Below are 15,173 nucleotides of genomic sequence, written 5' to 3'. Positions count from 1 at the left end.
GCTCAGAGTCCCAACCAAGCTCCCTGGGGTCGGTTGGCGTAAATCTCACGATAGAAATCTTGGCGTTCCAACTTCGCAGCAGCAGCCTCATCCAACAGAACCTTAACATTGTTGTGCAACTGCAGAGCTGAACCCGTACAAGAGATAGAAACCGGACCTTCCACCATGTCCCGAACCGCGTCAGCCTTATTCGCACCAGTAGCCAGAAGCACAATTTTTCGGGCTCGCAAAATGGTGCCAACGCCCTGCGTTAACGCGTGAGTAGGAACCTTGTCGATGTCGCCGGAAAAGAACCTGGCATTATCGCGGCGAGTTTGGGCAGTCAGCACCGCGGGATGCGTCAAGGAATTCAGAGACGTACCCGGCTCATTGAAGGCAATATGACCATCCACCCCGATACCCAATATCTGTATATCAATTCCTCCGGCGTCCACAATGGCTTGTTCGTAGCGACGACACTCCTCTAACAAGTCAGCAGCTAAGCCGTCCTCCCCATATACCTGATTAGGGTCTATATCTGTGATGCTAGCAAACTCGCGGCGAATAAAATTGTGATAAGCCTCGGGATGATCCTGAGGCAGCCCCACATACTCATCTAGCTGGAAAGCCTTAGCGTGACGCAGGGATAAACTTCCCGCCTGCACTCGAAGCGACAGCTCCTGATAAATCGGCAGCGGACTAGAACCAGTCGCCACCCCCAGTACCGCAGCAGGATTGTCCGCATAAACCTCGCAGATTGCCTCCGCTGCAACGACTGCCAATTCCGCCGCGGTTGGTTTAATGATGATTTCCATAATGATTGCCTTCCGTTGCTCCCCGCTATCCCGCTAAGTCTCCCATGACGTCTCACCTCACCTGCTGACCACGGCGAAACACCTGCTGCACCTGCAGAGAGCTCGACTCAACCACCAAATCCGCATAGGCTCCCGGCGCCACTATCCCGATGTCCGTCCTGCCCAACACCGCCGCAGGTCGAGCCGTGGCAGCATGCAGCGCCAACCAAATATCCACTCCTGCGGTATAGGTCGCAAAACGAACTGCCCGCGACATAGTCAGGGTTGAGCCAGCAATAGATCCGTTCGATTTCAACCGCGCCACCGCGTCACGCACTTCTACCTCCAGGGGTCCCAGCAGGTAATCCCCGTCAGGTGCGCCCGCGGCCGCCATCGCATCAGTAACCAATACCGTGTCGCGCCCTTTGGCAGCAAACACGAATTGCACGGTGGCAGCATGGGAATGCACCCCATCAGCGATGAGCTCTACCGGTAATCCCGGTGTTTCCAAAGCCGCCACAATCGGACCGGGCTGGCGATGATGAATCGGTCTCATCGCGTTAAACAAGTGGGTGACATTTTGTGCGCCACTGGCGAGGGCAGCTTTCATCACGTCATAGTCAGCGTTCATATGCCCGGGGGCAGCAATAATTCCCTGCGACACCAACCAGCGCACGGCTTCTAACCCGCCACGACGCTCGATAGCGAGAGTGACCATCTTAACCGGACCGGCTTGGCAGAGGCGCTGTACTTCGTCCAAAGCCGGGTCGCGCAGCAGCTGGGGGTCATGGGCGCCCTTGTATTCCTCTGCCATCCACGGCCCCTCCAGGTGAACACCCAAAATTTCGCCGGCGTCATAGAGCGGAGTCAACTCCCGAATCTGGGATTCCAAGTGGTCCAAAGTGTCCGTGACCAGGCTCGCCATGATAGAGGTCGTACCCTCATAAAGGTGGGTAGCAATGACGGTACGGGCTGCCGCAACTCCGTTCGTGAAAGCCTCTCCCCCGCCACCGTGCGAATGAATGTCTACGAATCCAGGAGCGAGGATTGCCGACCCAAAGTCTACGTCAGCCCGGACTTGCGCGACCGCCGGTCCGCTGAAAACCTCCACGATACGGTCATTTTCCACCCGCACTGCACCGGGTCCCAACACTTGGTTGCCATCGAATAGCGTGTCTGCGCGGTAAATCGTCATGTTGTTCCACTTTCCTCTCAGTTTGTCCTCATGGTGAGCTATGCTCTGTCTCGCCTACCTTCCCTACGAATCAGGACAGGCAGCGACCCCAGCCACAACTGACTGAACCACCGTGGCAATGACGTCAGAGCGTCGCATCGGCTCTCCCAGAGGATATTCACCAACGATACCTAGGGCATAATCTTCATGTCCACCTCTTGCAACGCATGGACGTGGTGAGTACGGAAGAACAGATTTAATCCTGAACTTTCAGACCACACAATCAATAATCGACATTTTTGCAACATCGCAGCACCTCATGTTGGATTCAAGCGCACGGGATACTCCCGCAGGGTCCAGGAAGGGCATAATTAAGCTATGAAAGCAATCATGACTGTAACCGGGCTTGATCACACCGGGATTATCGCGGCGGTAGCGACTGCCTGCGCTGCCCAGAAAGCCAATATCACCAACGTATCCCAGACGCTGATGGGGTCGTACTTTACGATGATTATGCAGCTGGAACTGGATGACATCCCCACCTCTTTGACTAATTTGCAAGAGGCCATGCACACGGTGGAACAGGCTCAAAACTTGGAAATCCGGGTGCAAGCGGAGGCCATCTTTAACGCGATGCACACCCTGTAATTGCTACCATCCCACCCCGAATCCCGTACCTGCCCCGGAAGATGACCGGGAGCCCTTCTGACCCCCTATTGGAGCAAAACAAATGAGCTTAGACACCGAGCGACAAATCATGGAAACCATCCAGATGATTTCCGAGGACAAACTGGACGTGCGCACCGTCACGATGGGGCTGTCGCTGCTGGATTGCGCCGATTCTGACGTGCAGCGCGCCTGTGCCCGTATCGAGGATCGCATCGTACAAGCCGCATCGCGCCTGGTGGCAACCGCTGGAGAGGTGTCGCGGGAGTTCGGGGTGCCGATTATCAACAAGCGGATTTCGGTCACGCCGATTTCCCTGGTGGCAGCCGCTTGCCGTACCTCGAATCCGCTGCCTTTTGCCCAAGCGTTGGATCGCGCCGGCAAAGCCGTCGGGGTCGACTTTGTGGGTGGATATTCCGCGTTGGTGGATGCCGGTGCGACGCAGAGTGACCTGGCGCTGATTGATTCCATCCCCGAGGCTCTGGCCAGCACGGACATCGTGTGTTCGTCGGTCAATATCGGTTCTACCCGCACGGGAATCAATATGTCGGCAGCGCGGCGGATGGGTCAGGTGGTCGTGGATACGGCACAAGCAACCGGCGCGGCTGACGGGATTGGGGCGGCAAAGTTGGTCGTGTTCGCCAATGCGGTGGGTGACAATCCGTTCATGGCAGGGGCGTTCCACGGGGTCAGCCAGCCCGATACGGTCATTTCCGTAGGGATTTCGGGACCGGGAGTGGTGCAGCGCGCCTTGCAGACGGTGCGGGGGCGCCCTTTCGAGGAATGCGCCGAAGCCATCAAGAAATCGGCATTTAAGATTACCCGGATGGGTCAGCTGGTGGGGCAGACCGTGGCGCAGCGTCTGTCTGTGCCTTTTGGAATCGTGGATTTGTCGCTGGCTCCCACGGCGGAAGTCGGCGATTCCGTGGCGGCAATTTTGGAAGAAATGGGCGTCTCCGCGGTGGGCGCGCCGGGCACTACCGCCGCCCTGTTCCTGCTCAATGACGCGGTGAAAAAGGGCGGGTTGATGGCATGCTCGATGGTGGGCGGCTTGTCGGGGTCTTTCATTCCTGTCTCAGAGGACATGAACATGATTAACGGGGTGCAGCGCGGCTCCATCACAATGGCAAAGCTCGAAGCCATGACGGCGATTTGTTCGGTGGGATTGGATATGATTGCAATTCCCGGCGATACTTCCCCCGCTACAATTACCGGTTTAATCGCTGATGAAGCCGCGATTGGTATCGCTTCGGGCAAGACTACTGCGGTACGGGTCATCCCGGTTCCGGGCAAGAGCGTGGGTGACAGCGCCAACTTCGGAGGTCTGTTGGGGTGGGCGCCGGTGATGGGAGTTTCCCAGTTTTCTTCCGCTGACTTTGCGGCTCGGGGCGGGCGGATTCCCGCACCGGTCCATTCCTTTAGGAACTGATTTCCACCGGTTTTCAGGAAATTATGCCCCTGCACGGGGCTTACTTCCGTGCGTAATAAAATTTGAACTGACCGGTCAGTTCAGCTGCCTATGCGCCCGTCATGAAAACACCGCGCACGCTCGCGCTCCCCGCGAAACCCCACCGGAAAAGTCGCGTTCACCCCTCGTGAATGGTGATTTTGCTGATGACCTCGCGGGCTTTCGCGCGCGCCCGGTCGGTATCAGCTCCGACAGCCAGGGCCACCGCCATGCGTCTGCCGACGTGAGCCTCTGGTTTTCCAAAAATTCTCAGCTGCGCATCCGTGCTCGTCCGCAAAGCCGCGTCCACCCCGGTGAAACACGGTGATGCGGATTCAACTGCAGATTTCAAGGGCGCAGATGCGCCCGCGGCGACCTCGGGAAACATGGACGTGTCCACAGGCAGCCCCAAAATCGCCCTGGTGTGCAGATCAAACTCGTTTTGCGGCTGGGTAATCATAGTGACCATGCCGGTGTCGTGAGGGCGCGGGGAAAGCTCCGAGAAGTACACGTCCTCTCCTTTGACAAACATCTCGACCCCAAAAATGCCCAGCATCGGGTTTTCGCCGTCTGCGTTTGCTGACTTGCCGCTCGCTGCGGCCGCCCGTGCGGTATCCTCCGCCAACGCATCGAGGACTTTTTTGGCAATGTTCTGGGCTTTCTTGAGGACTTCCGGGTTCATCGCCTGGGGCTGCCAGGATTCCACGTAATCTCCCGCGGACTGGCGGTGTCCGATGGGTGCGCAAAAACTGGTGCGGACCTGTGTCGGTTCGCTCGGATCCCGGTGGCGTACACTCAACAGGGTGATTTCATAATCAAAAGCGATTTCGCCCTCGACAATGACCCTTCCAGTATCGGCGCGGGCCCCGGAACAGGCTTCTCTCCACGCGGCGGGCAAATCCTCGGCGCGTTCGACACGAGACTGACCGTGCCCCGATGAGGACATAGTGGGCTTTACGAAACAGGGAAACCCGACCTTTGCGGCTCCTTCTTGCAGTGCCGCCAACGAGTCAGCGAAGGCAAAAGGTGAGGTCGGGACTTGCGCCGTCGTGGCTGCCAAAGTGCGGATGCCCTGGCGGTCAAAAGTCAGTTCCACCACTCGTGCGGAGGGAGCTACCCGTGTTCCCTGCCTCGCCGCCGCTACCAATGCACTGGAGGCGAGTTTTTCAACTTCGGGAACAATCAGGTCAGGACGCTCCGACTCAATCACAGCGGCAAGGGCGGTGGTATCGGTCATATCTAACACGCGCTTTGCGGTAGCAACCTGCATCGCTGGCGCCCCCGCGTAAGAATCGCAAGCGATGACGTGGCAACCCAGCCTTTGCAGGGAAATCGTCAGTTCTTTGCCCAGCTCACCCGAGCCAAGCAGCAAGATGCGTACTGGAAAAGTCAGGGGGAAATCACTCATGAAGCTATCCTAGCTTTCCCCACCGTAATTATTTACTGACCTTTTGCCGGCTCACTGCAGTGTTATTTCTTTTTCCCGGTAACACCCATATAAATCCCGATGAGAATCATGGCCACGATAACAGACACAATCCACTGAATCCACTGCACCCCACCATTGGCATTTTGGTAGCCAAACATGCGCACCAGCCAACCGCCGATACCCGCGCCAAGCGCCCCGAGGATGATGGTCCACAAGATACCGATGGGCTGCTTTCCGCGCTTAAAGAGTCTCGCCAAAGCACCAATCACCGCGCCGGTCACAATCATTCCAATGAGCTGTCCCATCAATATTTTCCTTTCATCTCGCCGATTCAGACATAGAATCGACCTATTCAGGCTATCAGCTCGCTCCATAAACCGCAGAACAGCGATTTTGCACGCACCTTCCAACCCAGCACGATGGCAAGACCTCCGCTCACCCCAGCCAATCCCGAGACGGCAGAAATTCCCTGTTTCACCACCCTTTCGACTACGATAAGGAAAAACCTTGGCATAATCACGCCTCACCGGATTTTGAGCTAGATAAGGAAACCTCGTGACAACTCCTCACTCCTCTTCCGAGTCAACCGCGCCCAGCAGCACCGTACCGCCTGTGCCCGGTCATCACGGCGCCCAGACCGTGCACCGCTTCGCTACCCACTGGGGATTCATCCTAGCTTCGGTCGGTTCCGCTGTGGGTATGGCTAATGTGTGGGGCTTCCCCTATAAGCTCGGCAATAATGGCGGGGGCGCTTTCCTGCTTATCTATATTTTCTTTGTCTTGCTGTTCACCTACGTGGGTCTGCCCGCCGAGTTTGCTAACGGGAGGCGTGCTCGCACCGGAACGCTGGGTACTTACCGGTCCGCTTGGGCCACTCGTGGGGATCGGGCAGCCCAGGTCGGAAGTGCGTTGGGCTGGTTACCTTTGGTTGGCTCGCTGTGTATCGCAATCGGTTACGCCGTCATTGTGGCATACGTGTGCAAAGCTCTGTTTGATTCCCTGACCGGAAATCTGATGCAGACTAATACCGAAAAATGGTTTGAAAGTTTTTCAGGAACTGGCTTTTCGGTCGTTCCGTTCCACATCATCGTTGTGGTAGGTACACTGGTTACCCTGTTTCTCGGCGCGAAAAGCATCGAGAAAACCAACCGCATTATGATGCCAGTTTTCTTTGTAATCTTTGTGATTCTGGCGATTCGTGTAGCGCTGATGCCTGGCGTTGTCGAAGGGTATATCTTTATGTTCACCCCGCGCTGGGAGGCACTCATTAACCCTATCGTGTGGGTGTGGGCGATGGGACAAGCGTTCTTTTCCCTCTCCATTACCGGTAGCGGCATGATTGTTTACGGCGCCTACCTGCCTGATGACGAGGACGTGGTGAAAGTTTCGCAGCGTACCGGTTTCTTTGATACTCTCGCGGCTGTAGTGGCAGCACTGGTCATCATTCCCGCATGTTTTGCCTTTAACACCGACGTGGGTGCCGGACCAGGGCTGCTGTTCGTGACCCTGCCCGCCATCATGCAAGATATTCCGCTCGGTCAATTGTTCGCGGTGATTCTGTATGTTGCCATGATTTTTGCCGGGGTTAGCTCACTGCAGAATATGTTTGAAGTCGTGGGTGAATCACTGCTGCACCGTTTCCCACGCCTGAACCGCGTGGCGGTACTGGTTGTCTTGTGCGTGCTCGCTCTCGGGGTGGGCTTGGGCATGGAGGCGCTTAGCTCCTGGGGTCCGTGGATGGATTTGGTGTCGATTTACATCATTCCCCTCGGGGCAAGCTTGGGCGCAATCACCTGGTTCTGGGTCATGAAAAAGGACGATTTGTTGGAAGCGATTAATCGAGGCGCCGCGCGACCTCGAGGGACTTTCTGGCTATCGGTGGGGCGCTTCATCTACGTACCGGTGGCAGTGATTTTGTGCGCCATCGCCCTCATCGGCAAAGTCGCGTTCTAGAGATGTTAGCTTTTGGCGATATTCTGTCCGTCGCGAACGCGGTGGACAGAATATCGCTCGCACCAATTTAGGCGCCACATTTTACTGATTGTCGTCGCCCTAAATTAAGGATTATAAACGCCACAAGTTTGGTACTATAGCGTTCAAATTTTCCTTATTAAACCAGCTGGGACAGGATTTAGTGCCAGTTGTCCCGGTGCAGTTGGGCGCGTGACGCCGGTTCTAGCTGGACTGTGGTGTGGAAAATCGAGATGCCGTGATGGTTTTGCAGGCAGTTCTCAATTTCGCTCAAAATCTCGAGGCTATGTCCATCATGGAAACATTCATCAGCCAACACTACGTGAGCGCTTAACACAGGCAAATCTGAGGAAACTGCAGAAGCGTGCAGGTCATGTACGGCTAAGACATGCGGCAGCTCCAACAGGTGTGCCCGGACCTGATCCAAATCCAAATCCGGAGGAGTGGATTCCAACAAGATTGCCCCCGCCGGACGCAAAATCATGATGGCACGAGGCACGATAAGCGCAGCAATTACCAGCGCCGTCACGGAATCAATCTGAATCCACCCGGTCAAGCGCATCACCACTGCGCTGATGATAACCGCTACGGAACCGAGGGAATCATTCAAGACCTCCAGGAACGCAGCACGCAGATTCAGGTTATTTTGTCGAGAACTCAACAGGATAGTCAGGCTGATGAGGTTGCCCAGCAGACCAATAATACCCACTGCCAGCAGCGCCTGAGCCTCGATAGTTTCGGGGTGTATCAGGCGTTTAATGGCTTCGATAGACGCAAACACACCGATGCAAATCAGCAGCAGAGACTGCAATGCCGCAGAAATAACCTCCGCGCGCCGCCACCCCCACGTGAGACGATCCGTCGCTGGACGATGCTGCAAACTTGCTGCCACCAGCGCAAAAGTCAGACCCGCACAGTCGGTGAGCATATGCCCCAAATCCACCAGCAGGGTCAAGCTGCCGGTCAGGGCTGCGCCCACAATCTCTGCCAGCAACACCGTGAAAGTCACCGCCAGAGCTGCCCGGAGCTGTCCGCGACCGGCCTCGTGAGAGTGAGTATGAGTGTGAGCATGAGTGTGGGCATGAGGGCGGGAATGCCCCGCTGAATGCCCGTCAGAACCGCACGACTCGTGAGGATTGCGAGAATCCTGACCTTCTTGATGATGACTCATGAACTACCGTCCTGTGTGTATCTGCGTGAGCAATAACTGCTTACTTAGTCTAACCTAAGTCACAGGGTTTGCTTTTCGGTGTTCATGTTAAAAAGGCTGGCGCCAAAGCCCGGGTGAGTCTGGTCTTGTGGACAGTCACCCGGCGCTTTGGCACCAAGCTAAAGGAAGGCGTCAAAATTTAGTTTTCCTGGCGGCGGCAAGCCAACACCAGCAACCACGCTCCAGCAAAAGCCGTGAGCCCAGCCACCAGGGACACAGTCTGGGCAACCTGACCGGTACGCGCCAACGCCTGGACCGGGCTATCCGTACCCGCCAAGACCGGCGCCGCAGGCGTCGACGTCTGCATGGCTACCGGCGGGTTTGCCGCGCTGGGAGCGTGAGGACTCTCCGTCACACCCGCCACCAGCGGAGTCAGTAGCGAGGCTCCGCTCTCTGCCGGGTTCATCGGATCTTGGGGAGTCTCAGTCATGCCAGCCACCAGAGGTGCGGGAAGGGTGGTCGTGCTCGAGGTCGGGGGCACCAGTGCAGGCAGCGGAGGCGTCACCACACTGGGGACGGAAGGAATCACACTTGGGACAGAAGGCACCACACGCGACTCAGTCGGAATCCCCCCGCGCACAGGCGGCACCGACTCTATCTGAGCCGGGGAGCTGTCTGCTAAGCAGTTCATGGATTCGTAGCCGGGGATGGTCGCGTCGGCCTCTACCGAGGAAACCACATTACCCCTAGCGTTTTTCAGCACGAAATTCTGGGTAACGTTCTGATCCTCTTGCTTGAGAGCCACCGTCGGGACAGTAACGTTCATAGTTTCAGAATCAACATTTGACACAGTCTTCGGGAAACCGGGCAGTTCCGGGTCGACCTCAAAGGTGTATTCCAGAGAGAAGAAGGTCGCCTCTTTCGTTGCCTGGCTCAACAAGTTACCGGACTCATCACGCAAAACCGCCCGCGCAGTCTTATGACCGTAATCCATCGAACAAGTAAAAACAGGCTGAGCATAGAACATACTAGACAGGTAAAGAGGCAGAGAATCACTGTTGGTTTAAGTGAATTTGCAGTCCGCGCCATCAGACTCAATGCTGAGGACGACATGCTGCGGCGTTTTTGGCTTATAGACAGATAGCCGCACATTGCCGGTAAAACTCCCGTTGCCGCCACCCTTAACACGAACCTGGTAAGTCAGGGTAGCTTCTTTCGACCCGCAACTCAGGCCGGAATCCGGAGCCTGCGCAGCCTCCAAACTCGGAGAATCCATCCTGGCTTTCGTAAGTTTAATGTTAAACAAGGCAATCTTCAGTGGTTTCAGCGTAGGCGCAGCTGCGGAAACACTACTCACCGAAGCCGGCGCTATATCGCTAACTTGAAGGGAAGACCCCTCCGCAGCACTATCCTGAGACCACACTTTTGTAGCAGGTTCGCGGGTTTCCTGAGTCTCGCGGGTTTCCTGAGTCTCGAGCGCTCCTTGAGGCTCTGCGGCGCTAGAAGTCAGTGCAACTGGCGCAGCCTCCTGGTCCAAACTTAACTCATTCGCGAAAGCAGCCGGGGCAGAGGCAACCCCTCCTTCGACCACCAAGCTGGCAAACGATGCCACAGCAAATAAACGATTTCTCAACATGGGCAAATTCTTCACAACAATAGCCTTCCTAAAATTCGATGAAATCCGTTTCCCGCTACATATCAGTAAAAACCGCGGTAGCTTTGTGGTAATCTATGTCGAAATTTGGGCGCAGACCACCCGCGCCGTCCTGGCGCTATCTTGCGACTTCGTCAAATTCCCTGGCAGAAATGCCCCTGACTCATGCGCCTCTAAGGTTTTCCGTAACAAACCAAGCCAGAAGCTCGGCGGCGCGTCAGCTTTGACCTCAACACTCAATGAATCGGCCCCAAGGAAACCCTCATTAGTGAAAGCCTGGAAATGGCCTTCCTTGTCCAGACATTTCAACGATTTCTCAGTATCAAAGCGGGCTAATCCCAGCTAGCCCGCGCCGGCAAAATGCTTTTCACACTATACAAACGACCAGTTCAATGCCGTATGGCTGGCCGAACCTCAATGTAGTCCCCCGACTTACGCATCTGGCCCGTCTCAGAACACGAACGGGTCCTAACTTTGAGAATCCTGGACTCCCCCGTGGTGTCTCACAGAAGTCGTCGAATTCGTCAGAAGTTAGGATCCCTACGCTCGTAATAAAATGACGCCCGCAGTCTCAAACTTTTGCTTTGCGGTAGCCCGCGGCTCTCGCATCATCTTGAGAAGCGAAGCAAGCCTCCGGGGTGGTGCGGTCGTAGTACCTCTGACCGGGCATGTGATAAATCATGGAACTGGCGTTTCCCTTGATTGGGGCGTTTGCCGGGCAGTCCTTACCGATTGGTTGTAAGCCGCCATTGCCAGAAGGCTGGGGCTGGGCTTGAGGCTCAGGCTGGGGCTGCGAGGCAACCTGACATTGCAAATTGGAGTTGTCACTCAACGCACCAGGTCCTCCCACGAAAGTGACTGGCACTGCAGGTTGAACAGGTGAACAATTCTGTTGCGCTAACAGCAAGGGCATCTTTTGCACACCGGCCGCGGGCACAATCGAGAGAGCGTCCGGGAAATTCACTCCCGATGCCAGGAAGGCATTGGCAGCAGGCTTCGCGGCAAAAATTTGGGACGCGGTCTCAAATCGATTAGCTCCGTAAATTCGGTTCGGGTTCGGCAGCCCCGCCAAGAATTCATCAGGAAGGGCACCCGGACCGCCCAGCACCATAGTGTCTGTAGCGCCCAGCTGCTGAGCCACCGACACCGCATACTGTTGCGCACCCGGACCGGTAAGCATAATCGGCACCCCCTCTTGTGCGGCCAACGCTCCCCCGGCCAGCGCATCCGCAAAACCCGTGCCAGTCGCTAAATACACCTTGTTGGCTTTCCCAAACTGCAGAGCAATTTTTTCGGCAGTCTCGTAACGGTTGGCTCCAGAAATTCGCTGCACCGCACCAAACTGTGTCAGCTGAGCCTCAACCTGTGCCGAGACCGCCCCGACACCGCCCAGAATCGTAATGCTGGGCGAACCGAGCTGCTGCAGGTAGGCCTGCTGCCCGGCAGTAATTTGTGAGCCAACCAACAAAATGGGTGCCTGCTGAACGGAGACCCAAGGCCCGGCGGCCAAAGCGTCGGGGAAATTCGTTCCCGTAGCGACAAACACGTTTTTCGCAGCGGGAAAGTACGTCTGAGCAATAGCCAGGGACGTTGCATAACGATCCGTGCCAGCAATACGGGTTCCCACGGCTGAGGCGGGAATTTGCAGAGTTAGAGCAAGAGCAGCGGCGGCAACGCCGGCGAGAGTTTTCCTAAACATGAAACGAATTCTAGGATTTACGCCTCGAAAAAAGTGCCAATCGAAGCGAGGAATCTCTATGAACAGCTCCACCCTGCTCGGCTGACCACCCGCGAAATTGGTTTCAACCAGCCTGATGAGCCTAGGTGAATTGTTACCGTTTCGACTCCACTAACAGCGTGAGTTCACTAATCTGTTGTTTCAGTTCGTTGATTTCAGCACTGGTGGCCGCCCGGTCTTGCTCATTTTTTTCATTCACCACGTCTACAACCCAAGAAGCTAAGGTCGCTGTCACGACACCAATAAGAGCAACGCCGCCTGTCATCAGGCATAACGCAACCACGCGGCCAGTGACGGAAATCGGATATAAGTCTCCGTAGCCCACTGTGGTAATCGTCTCGAAAGCCCACCAAATCGCCTGTGGAAAAGACGTAATCAACGCATCCGAGACACTACGCTCCGCATCCAGCACAGCTAGCGCCGACACGAAAATCAGCAGTGCCGTGCTTGTCACCGAGTACAGGGCTATCTTGCCGCGAAAGGTCGAACCGGCCTTGCGACCAAGTACTTTCATGAAAGTTACGAGCCGCAGCAATCGCAGTGGCCGCAAGATTGGCAGCGCCACGATGAGCAAATCAAACAGGTGCGTGATGAACCACTTGAAACGCGGCTTCGCCAAGAAAAGCCGCACCACGTAATCAGCGACAAACGCGGCCCAGACCACATTCATGATGAGCTCTGTAACGCTGGCGCCCCGGCCTTGCAGGTTACCGATAACTTCCCAGGCGTAGGCCCCCAAAAATAGGACCGCCAGAATCAACAGCGGCCAATCTGTGAAACGCTCCCATGTGTCCAACCTTTTAGATTCGCTCATAAGCACATAATAGTGCCGTTCACAAGGATGGTTTCGCGGTCTTTGGTGGGTAAAGACGGCTGGTCAGGTGCCGAATTTCCCAAGGATTTAGCTGGATTAAGGGTTTATCGGGGCATTGTTCTTTGGTAAAGTGTTGCTCGTTAGGGGTAGCTTAGTGAGCAAGAAATCTAAGATTTGGATTGCCAGCATCCTGGCAGTCATTTCTGTCGCCGCCGCGGTCGGCGGAATCACCATGTATCTGACTAACAAGTGGAAAGTCGTCATTGCTTTAAAAGGCGATTCCACCAGCACTGTTGAATACGGCGACACATGGAAAGACCCCGGCGCTACCGCTTATGGGACCGGCACCCTGTTCACTTTTACTCACGATGACCTCAAGCTACACCGCACCGGCAAAGTCGATACTTCCAAAATCGGCACTTATGAAATCACTTATGCAGCGAAATACCGCGGAACCGAGGGTAAAAAGACTCGCAAAGTTATCGTCCGGGATTCCCAGCCACCCGTCATCACAATCGACGGTGGGGAACAAATCAAACTCCCTTATGGCATTTCCTGGCAGGACTCCTATTCCGCGACAGATAATGCGGACGGCGATTTGACCGCAAAAGTCCAGGTAGGCGGTCAGGTCAATGTAAACGCGGCAGGGTCATACACGCTGCACTATCAAGTCTCGGACTCCAGCGGAAACCTAGGCACGGCAACACGTCAGGTCACCGTGATGCAGCCCGTTGCCCCTAACGCCGACCCGGCGACAGGCTTGGACAAAGTTATCTATCTGACTTTCGACGATGGACCCGGTCCGGCGACGGCACACCTGTTGGATATTTTGGCTGATAAAGGCGTGAAAGCAACGTTCTTTGTGACTAATATGATGGGGCACTCTGACCTGATTGGGCGCGCCTATCGAGAAGGTCACGCAATCGGAATCCACACCTATACTCACCAGTATTCCCAGATTTACTCCAGCGAGGCTGCTTATTGGGCAGACTTCGACCGCGTGGCACAGCTGATTCGCGACCAGACCGGGCAGGACACCAAGATTATGCGGTTCCCCGGAGGCAGCTCCAACACCGTGAGCCGCAGCTACACGCCCGGAATCATGAGCCGCCTGACCAAACTCATGGGTGTGAAAGGCTACACCTATTTTGATTGGAACGTAGATAGTGGGGACGCTTCGGGTCACACCAACAGTGCTTCGGTCTTTCAAAAAATTACCGCCGGAGTGCCAGGAAAATCGGTGTCAGTAGTCCTCTGCCACGACACTCATTCCACCACTGTCGACGCCATGCCACAGGTCATCGACTGGGGCAAGCAAAACGGCTACACTTTCCTGCCGCTCGCCCCCGGCAGCTATCCCGCGCACCATCGGGTCGCGAACTGAGGTCGTTCGTGGGGGCGCACAAGGTCGGTCGGTTCGTGGGTTCACAAGGGTGCTCGTGAGGGTTCACAAGGTCGGTCGCGAGGGTTCACAAGGTCGGTCGCGAGGCCGGGTGGGTACGTTAGGCCCGGTGGTCGGGTAACGGGCAGAAAACCGCGCGGCGGGCAGTGGCGTCGCACAAGACAAGTGGGCAGGACTGCGTGTCCGTTTGCTGTAGCGGTGTCGTTTCTTTCTGTTTTCAAGATTTGCGTGACCGTTTACATATCCGCATTGGAGTACACGCGAATTCCCCAGGTGGTACACTCATAGTATGAGTACCACATATGCGACCGTTGTGGGAGACCGGGGACGCCTGGTCATTCCCTCGACGCTGCGCCACAATCAAAAGTGGGAGCAAGGCACCCAACTGCTGATGCTCGAAACCCCGCACGGAGTTATCGCCATGACCCGCGAACAGGCAAAACAGCTGGTAAAGAAGCAAATCGGGGCGGGTAGCCTGGTTCAGGAACTCATCGCAGAACGGCGCAGCGCGGCTCAGGAAGAATCGTCGTAATGTTTGTCTTAGACGCTTCGGCTCTGCTGGCGTTTTTGCAGGAGGAACCCGGTTGTCAGCGCGTGGAGCAGACACTGGGCCAGGGTGTGGTGAGCGCTGCGAACTGGTCAGAAGTCATCCAAAAGCTCATCTCCCGCGGAGCGGACGTTTCCTTGGCCACAAATTTGCTGTTCTCATACGGACTGAAAGTGCGCGAAGTCAGCGAATCCGATGCGGTCGCGGCGGCGCAGATGTGGCAGCCCGGCACGAGCCTCTCCCTGGGCGACCGCCTCTGCCTCGCCCTCGGCAAAAGACTCAACGCCACCGTCCTAACCGCCGACAAAGCCTGGGGCGAGGGCAACGGAATTGAACAGATTCGGTAGACGTGGCACTCCAGAAACAGGTGGTAATCACTGTGCACCTCTTACAGATTAATTATCTATG

The 15,173-nt window shown here is 56.0% G+C and carries 16 protein-coding genes; 6 read left to right on the top strand and 10 right to left on the bottom strand.

What is annotated here, in order from left to right:
• Positions 1-2: 2 nt before the first annotated feature.
• Both nagB and nagA read right to left on the bottom strand, forming a co-directional pair.
• Positions 3-794, bottom strand: a complete 792-nt coding sequence (gene nagB / locus HMPREF0573_RS06390) for a glucosamine-6-phosphate deaminase (RefSeq protein ID WP_013189291.1) — start codon at positions 792-794, stop codon at positions 3-5.
• A 52-nt stretch (positions 795-846) separates the two neighbouring features.
• Entirely contained in the window at positions 847-1,968 is a 1,122-nt protein-coding gene (nagA, locus tag HMPREF0573_RS06385; protein WP_013189290.1) for an N-acetylglucosamine-6-phosphate deacetylase, read from the bottom strand.
• 357 nt (positions 1,969-2,325) lie between these two features.
• Here nagA and HMPREF0573_RS06380 point away from each other — a divergent pair, with 357 nt between their 5' ends.
• On the top strand, positions 2,326-2,595 hold the full coding sequence (locus tag HMPREF0573_RS06380) for an ACT domain-containing protein (protein ID WP_004007159.1): 270 nt from the start codon (positions 2,326-2,328) through the stop codon (positions 2,593-2,595).
• A gap of 82 nt (positions 2,596-2,677) precedes the next feature.
• Positions 2,678-4,042: a PFL family protein gene (locus HMPREF0573_RS06375; protein ID WP_004007160.1), complete on the top strand. Its 1,365-nt coding sequence runs from the start codon at positions 2,678-2,680 to the stop codon at positions 4,040-4,042.
• Positions 4,043-4,199: 157 nt separating this feature from the next.
• Here the strand turns inward: HMPREF0573_RS06375 and purT are convergent, their stop codons facing one another.
• The 3 genes from purT to HMPREF0573_RS09785 form a co-directional block, all read right to left on the bottom strand.
• The gene (gene purT / locus HMPREF0573_RS06370; RefSeq protein ID WP_004010998.1) at positions 4,200-5,468 is read right to left on the bottom strand and encodes a formate-dependent phosphoribosylglycinamide formyltransferase; all 1,269 of its coding nucleotides are present in this window, start codon (positions 5,466-5,468) and stop codon (positions 4,200-4,202) included.
• Between the two features lie 62 nt (positions 5,469-5,530).
• On the bottom strand, positions 5,531-5,794 hold the full coding sequence (locus HMPREF0573_RS06365; RefSeq protein ID WP_004007162.1) for a GlsB/YeaQ/YmgE family stress response membrane protein: 264 nt from the start codon (positions 5,792-5,794) through the stop codon (positions 5,531-5,533).
• Positions 5,795-5,841: 47 nt separating this feature from the next.
• A complete protein-coding gene (locus HMPREF0573_RS09785) occupies positions 5,842-6,003 on the bottom strand; it encodes a hypothetical protein (RefSeq protein WP_004007163.1) in 162 nt (53 codons plus the stop codon).
• 41 nt (positions 6,004-6,044) lie between these two features.
• Between HMPREF0573_RS09785 and HMPREF0573_RS06360 the strand changes: the two genes are divergently transcribed.
• Complete coding sequence (locus tag HMPREF0573_RS06360) at positions 6,045-7,442, top strand: sodium-dependent transporter (RefSeq protein ID WP_041798015.1); 1,398 nt, start codon at positions 6,045-6,047, stop codon at positions 7,440-7,442.
• A gap of 178 nt (positions 7,443-7,620) precedes the next feature.
• On the opposite strand, the gene HMPREF0573_RS06355 is transcribed toward HMPREF0573_RS06360, so the two are convergent.
• The 5 genes from HMPREF0573_RS06355 to HMPREF0573_RS06335 form a co-directional block, all read right to left on the bottom strand.
• Positions 7,621-8,631, bottom strand: coding sequence for a cation diffusion facilitator family transporter (locus HMPREF0573_RS06355; RefSeq protein ID WP_041798013.1), 1,011 nt, complete (start codon positions 8,629-8,631; stop codon positions 7,621-7,623).
• Between the two features lie 178 nt (positions 8,632-8,809).
• Entirely contained in the window at positions 8,810-9,604 is a 795-nt protein-coding gene (locus tag HMPREF0573_RS09940; protein ID WP_013189287.1) for a hypothetical protein, read from the bottom strand.
• 69 nt (positions 9,605-9,673) lie between these two features.
• Positions 9,674-10,246 carry a hypothetical protein gene (locus HMPREF0573_RS09935; protein WP_013189286.1) on the bottom strand — a complete coding sequence of 191 codons (573 nt, stop codon included), beginning with the start codon at positions 10,244-10,246 and terminating at the stop codon, positions 9,674-9,676.
• A gap of 589 nt (positions 10,247-10,835) precedes the next feature.
• Positions 10,836-11,963 (bottom strand): cell wall-binding repeat-containing protein, encoded by a 1,128-nt coding sequence (locus HMPREF0573_RS06340; protein ID WP_013189284.1) that lies wholly within the window; start codon positions 11,961-11,963, stop codon positions 10,836-10,838.
• A 133-nt stretch (positions 11,964-12,096) separates the two neighbouring features.
• Complete coding sequence (locus HMPREF0573_RS06335) at positions 12,097-12,816, bottom strand: ion channel (RefSeq protein ID WP_004007169.1); 720 nt, start codon at positions 12,814-12,816, stop codon at positions 12,097-12,099.
• 154 nt (positions 12,817-12,970) lie between these two features.
• On the opposite strand from HMPREF0573_RS06335, the gene HMPREF0573_RS06330 reads away from it, so the two are divergent.
• From HMPREF0573_RS06330 to HMPREF0573_RS06320, 3 genes are all read left to right on the top strand, one after another.
• Complete coding sequence (locus HMPREF0573_RS06330; RefSeq protein WP_236589651.1) at positions 12,971-14,200, top strand: polysaccharide deacetylase family protein; 1,230 nt, start codon at positions 12,971-12,973, stop codon at positions 14,198-14,200.
• Positions 14,201-14,507: 307 nt separating this feature from the next.
• Positions 14,508-14,750, top strand: coding sequence for a hypothetical protein (locus HMPREF0573_RS06325; protein WP_013189282.1), 243 nt, complete (start codon positions 14,508-14,510; stop codon positions 14,748-14,750).
• On the top strand, positions 14,750-15,112 hold the full coding sequence (locus HMPREF0573_RS06320; RefSeq protein ID WP_013189281.1) for a type II toxin-antitoxin system VapC family toxin: 363 nt from the start codon (positions 14,750-14,752) through the stop codon (positions 15,110-15,112). Before HMPREF0573_RS06325 ends, HMPREF0573_RS06320 begins: the two co-directional genes overlap by 1 nt.
• Positions 15,113-15,173: the final 61 nt, after the last annotated feature.

Source organism: Mobiluncus curtisii ATCC 43063 (genome assembly GCF_000196535.1).
Lineage (GTDB): Bacteria > Actinomycetota > Actinomycetes > Actinomycetales > Actinomycetaceae > Mobiluncus > Mobiluncus curtisii.
This window is presented reverse-complemented; position numbering and strand designations above follow the sequence as displayed.

Coding starts and splice junctions, on each gene's coding strand:
- HMPREF0573_RS09785 (WP_004007163.1), bottom strand. CDS start 6,003: ATGCCAAGGTTTTTCCTTATCGTAGTCGAAAGGGTGGTGAAACAGGGA.
- HMPREF0573_RS06320 (WP_013189281.1), top strand. CDS start 14,750: ATGTTTGTCTTAGACGCTTCGGCTCTGCTGGCGTTTTTGCAGGAGGAA.
- HMPREF0573_RS06355 (WP_041798013.1), bottom strand. CDS start 8,631: ATGAGTCATCATCAAGAAGGTCAGGATTCTCGCAATCCTCACGAGTCG.
- purT (WP_004010998.1), bottom strand. CDS start 5,468: ATGAGTGATTTCCCCCTGACTTTTCCAGTACGCATCTTGCTGCTTGGC.
- HMPREF0573_RS06365 (WP_004007162.1), bottom strand. CDS start 5,794: ATGGGACAGCTCATTGGAATGATTGTGACCGGCGCGGTGATTGGTGCT.
- HMPREF0573_RS06335 (WP_004007169.1), bottom strand. CDS start 12,816: ATGAGCGAATCTAAAAGGTTGGACACATGGGAGCGTTTCACAGATTGG.
- HMPREF0573_RS09935 (WP_013189286.1), bottom strand. CDS start 10,246: ATGTTGAGAAATCGTTTATTTGCTGTGGCATCGTTTGCCAGCTTGGTG.
- HMPREF0573_RS06380 (WP_004007159.1), top strand. CDS start 2,326: ATGAAAGCAATCATGACTGTAACCGGGCTTGATCACACCGGGATTATC.
- nagB (WP_013189291.1), bottom strand. CDS start 794: ATGGAAATCATCATTAAACCAACCGCGGCGGAATTGGCAGTCGTTGCA.
- HMPREF0573_RS09940 (WP_013189287.1), bottom strand. CDS start 9,604: ATGGATTACGGTCATAAGACTGCGCGGGCGGTTTTGCGTGATGAGTCC.
- HMPREF0573_RS06340 (WP_013189284.1), bottom strand. CDS start 11,963: ATGTTTAGGAAAACTCTCGCCGGCGTTGCCGCCGCTGCTCTTGCTCTA.
- HMPREF0573_RS06375 (WP_004007160.1), top strand. CDS start 2,678: ATGAGCTTAGACACCGAGCGACAAATCATGGAAACCATCCAGATGATT.
- HMPREF0573_RS06325 (WP_013189282.1), top strand. CDS start 14,508: ATGAGTACCACATATGCGACCGTTGTGGGAGACCGGGGACGCCTGGTC.
- nagA (WP_013189290.1), bottom strand. CDS start 1,968: ATGACGATTTACCGCGCAGACACGCTATTCGATGGCAACCAAGTGTTG.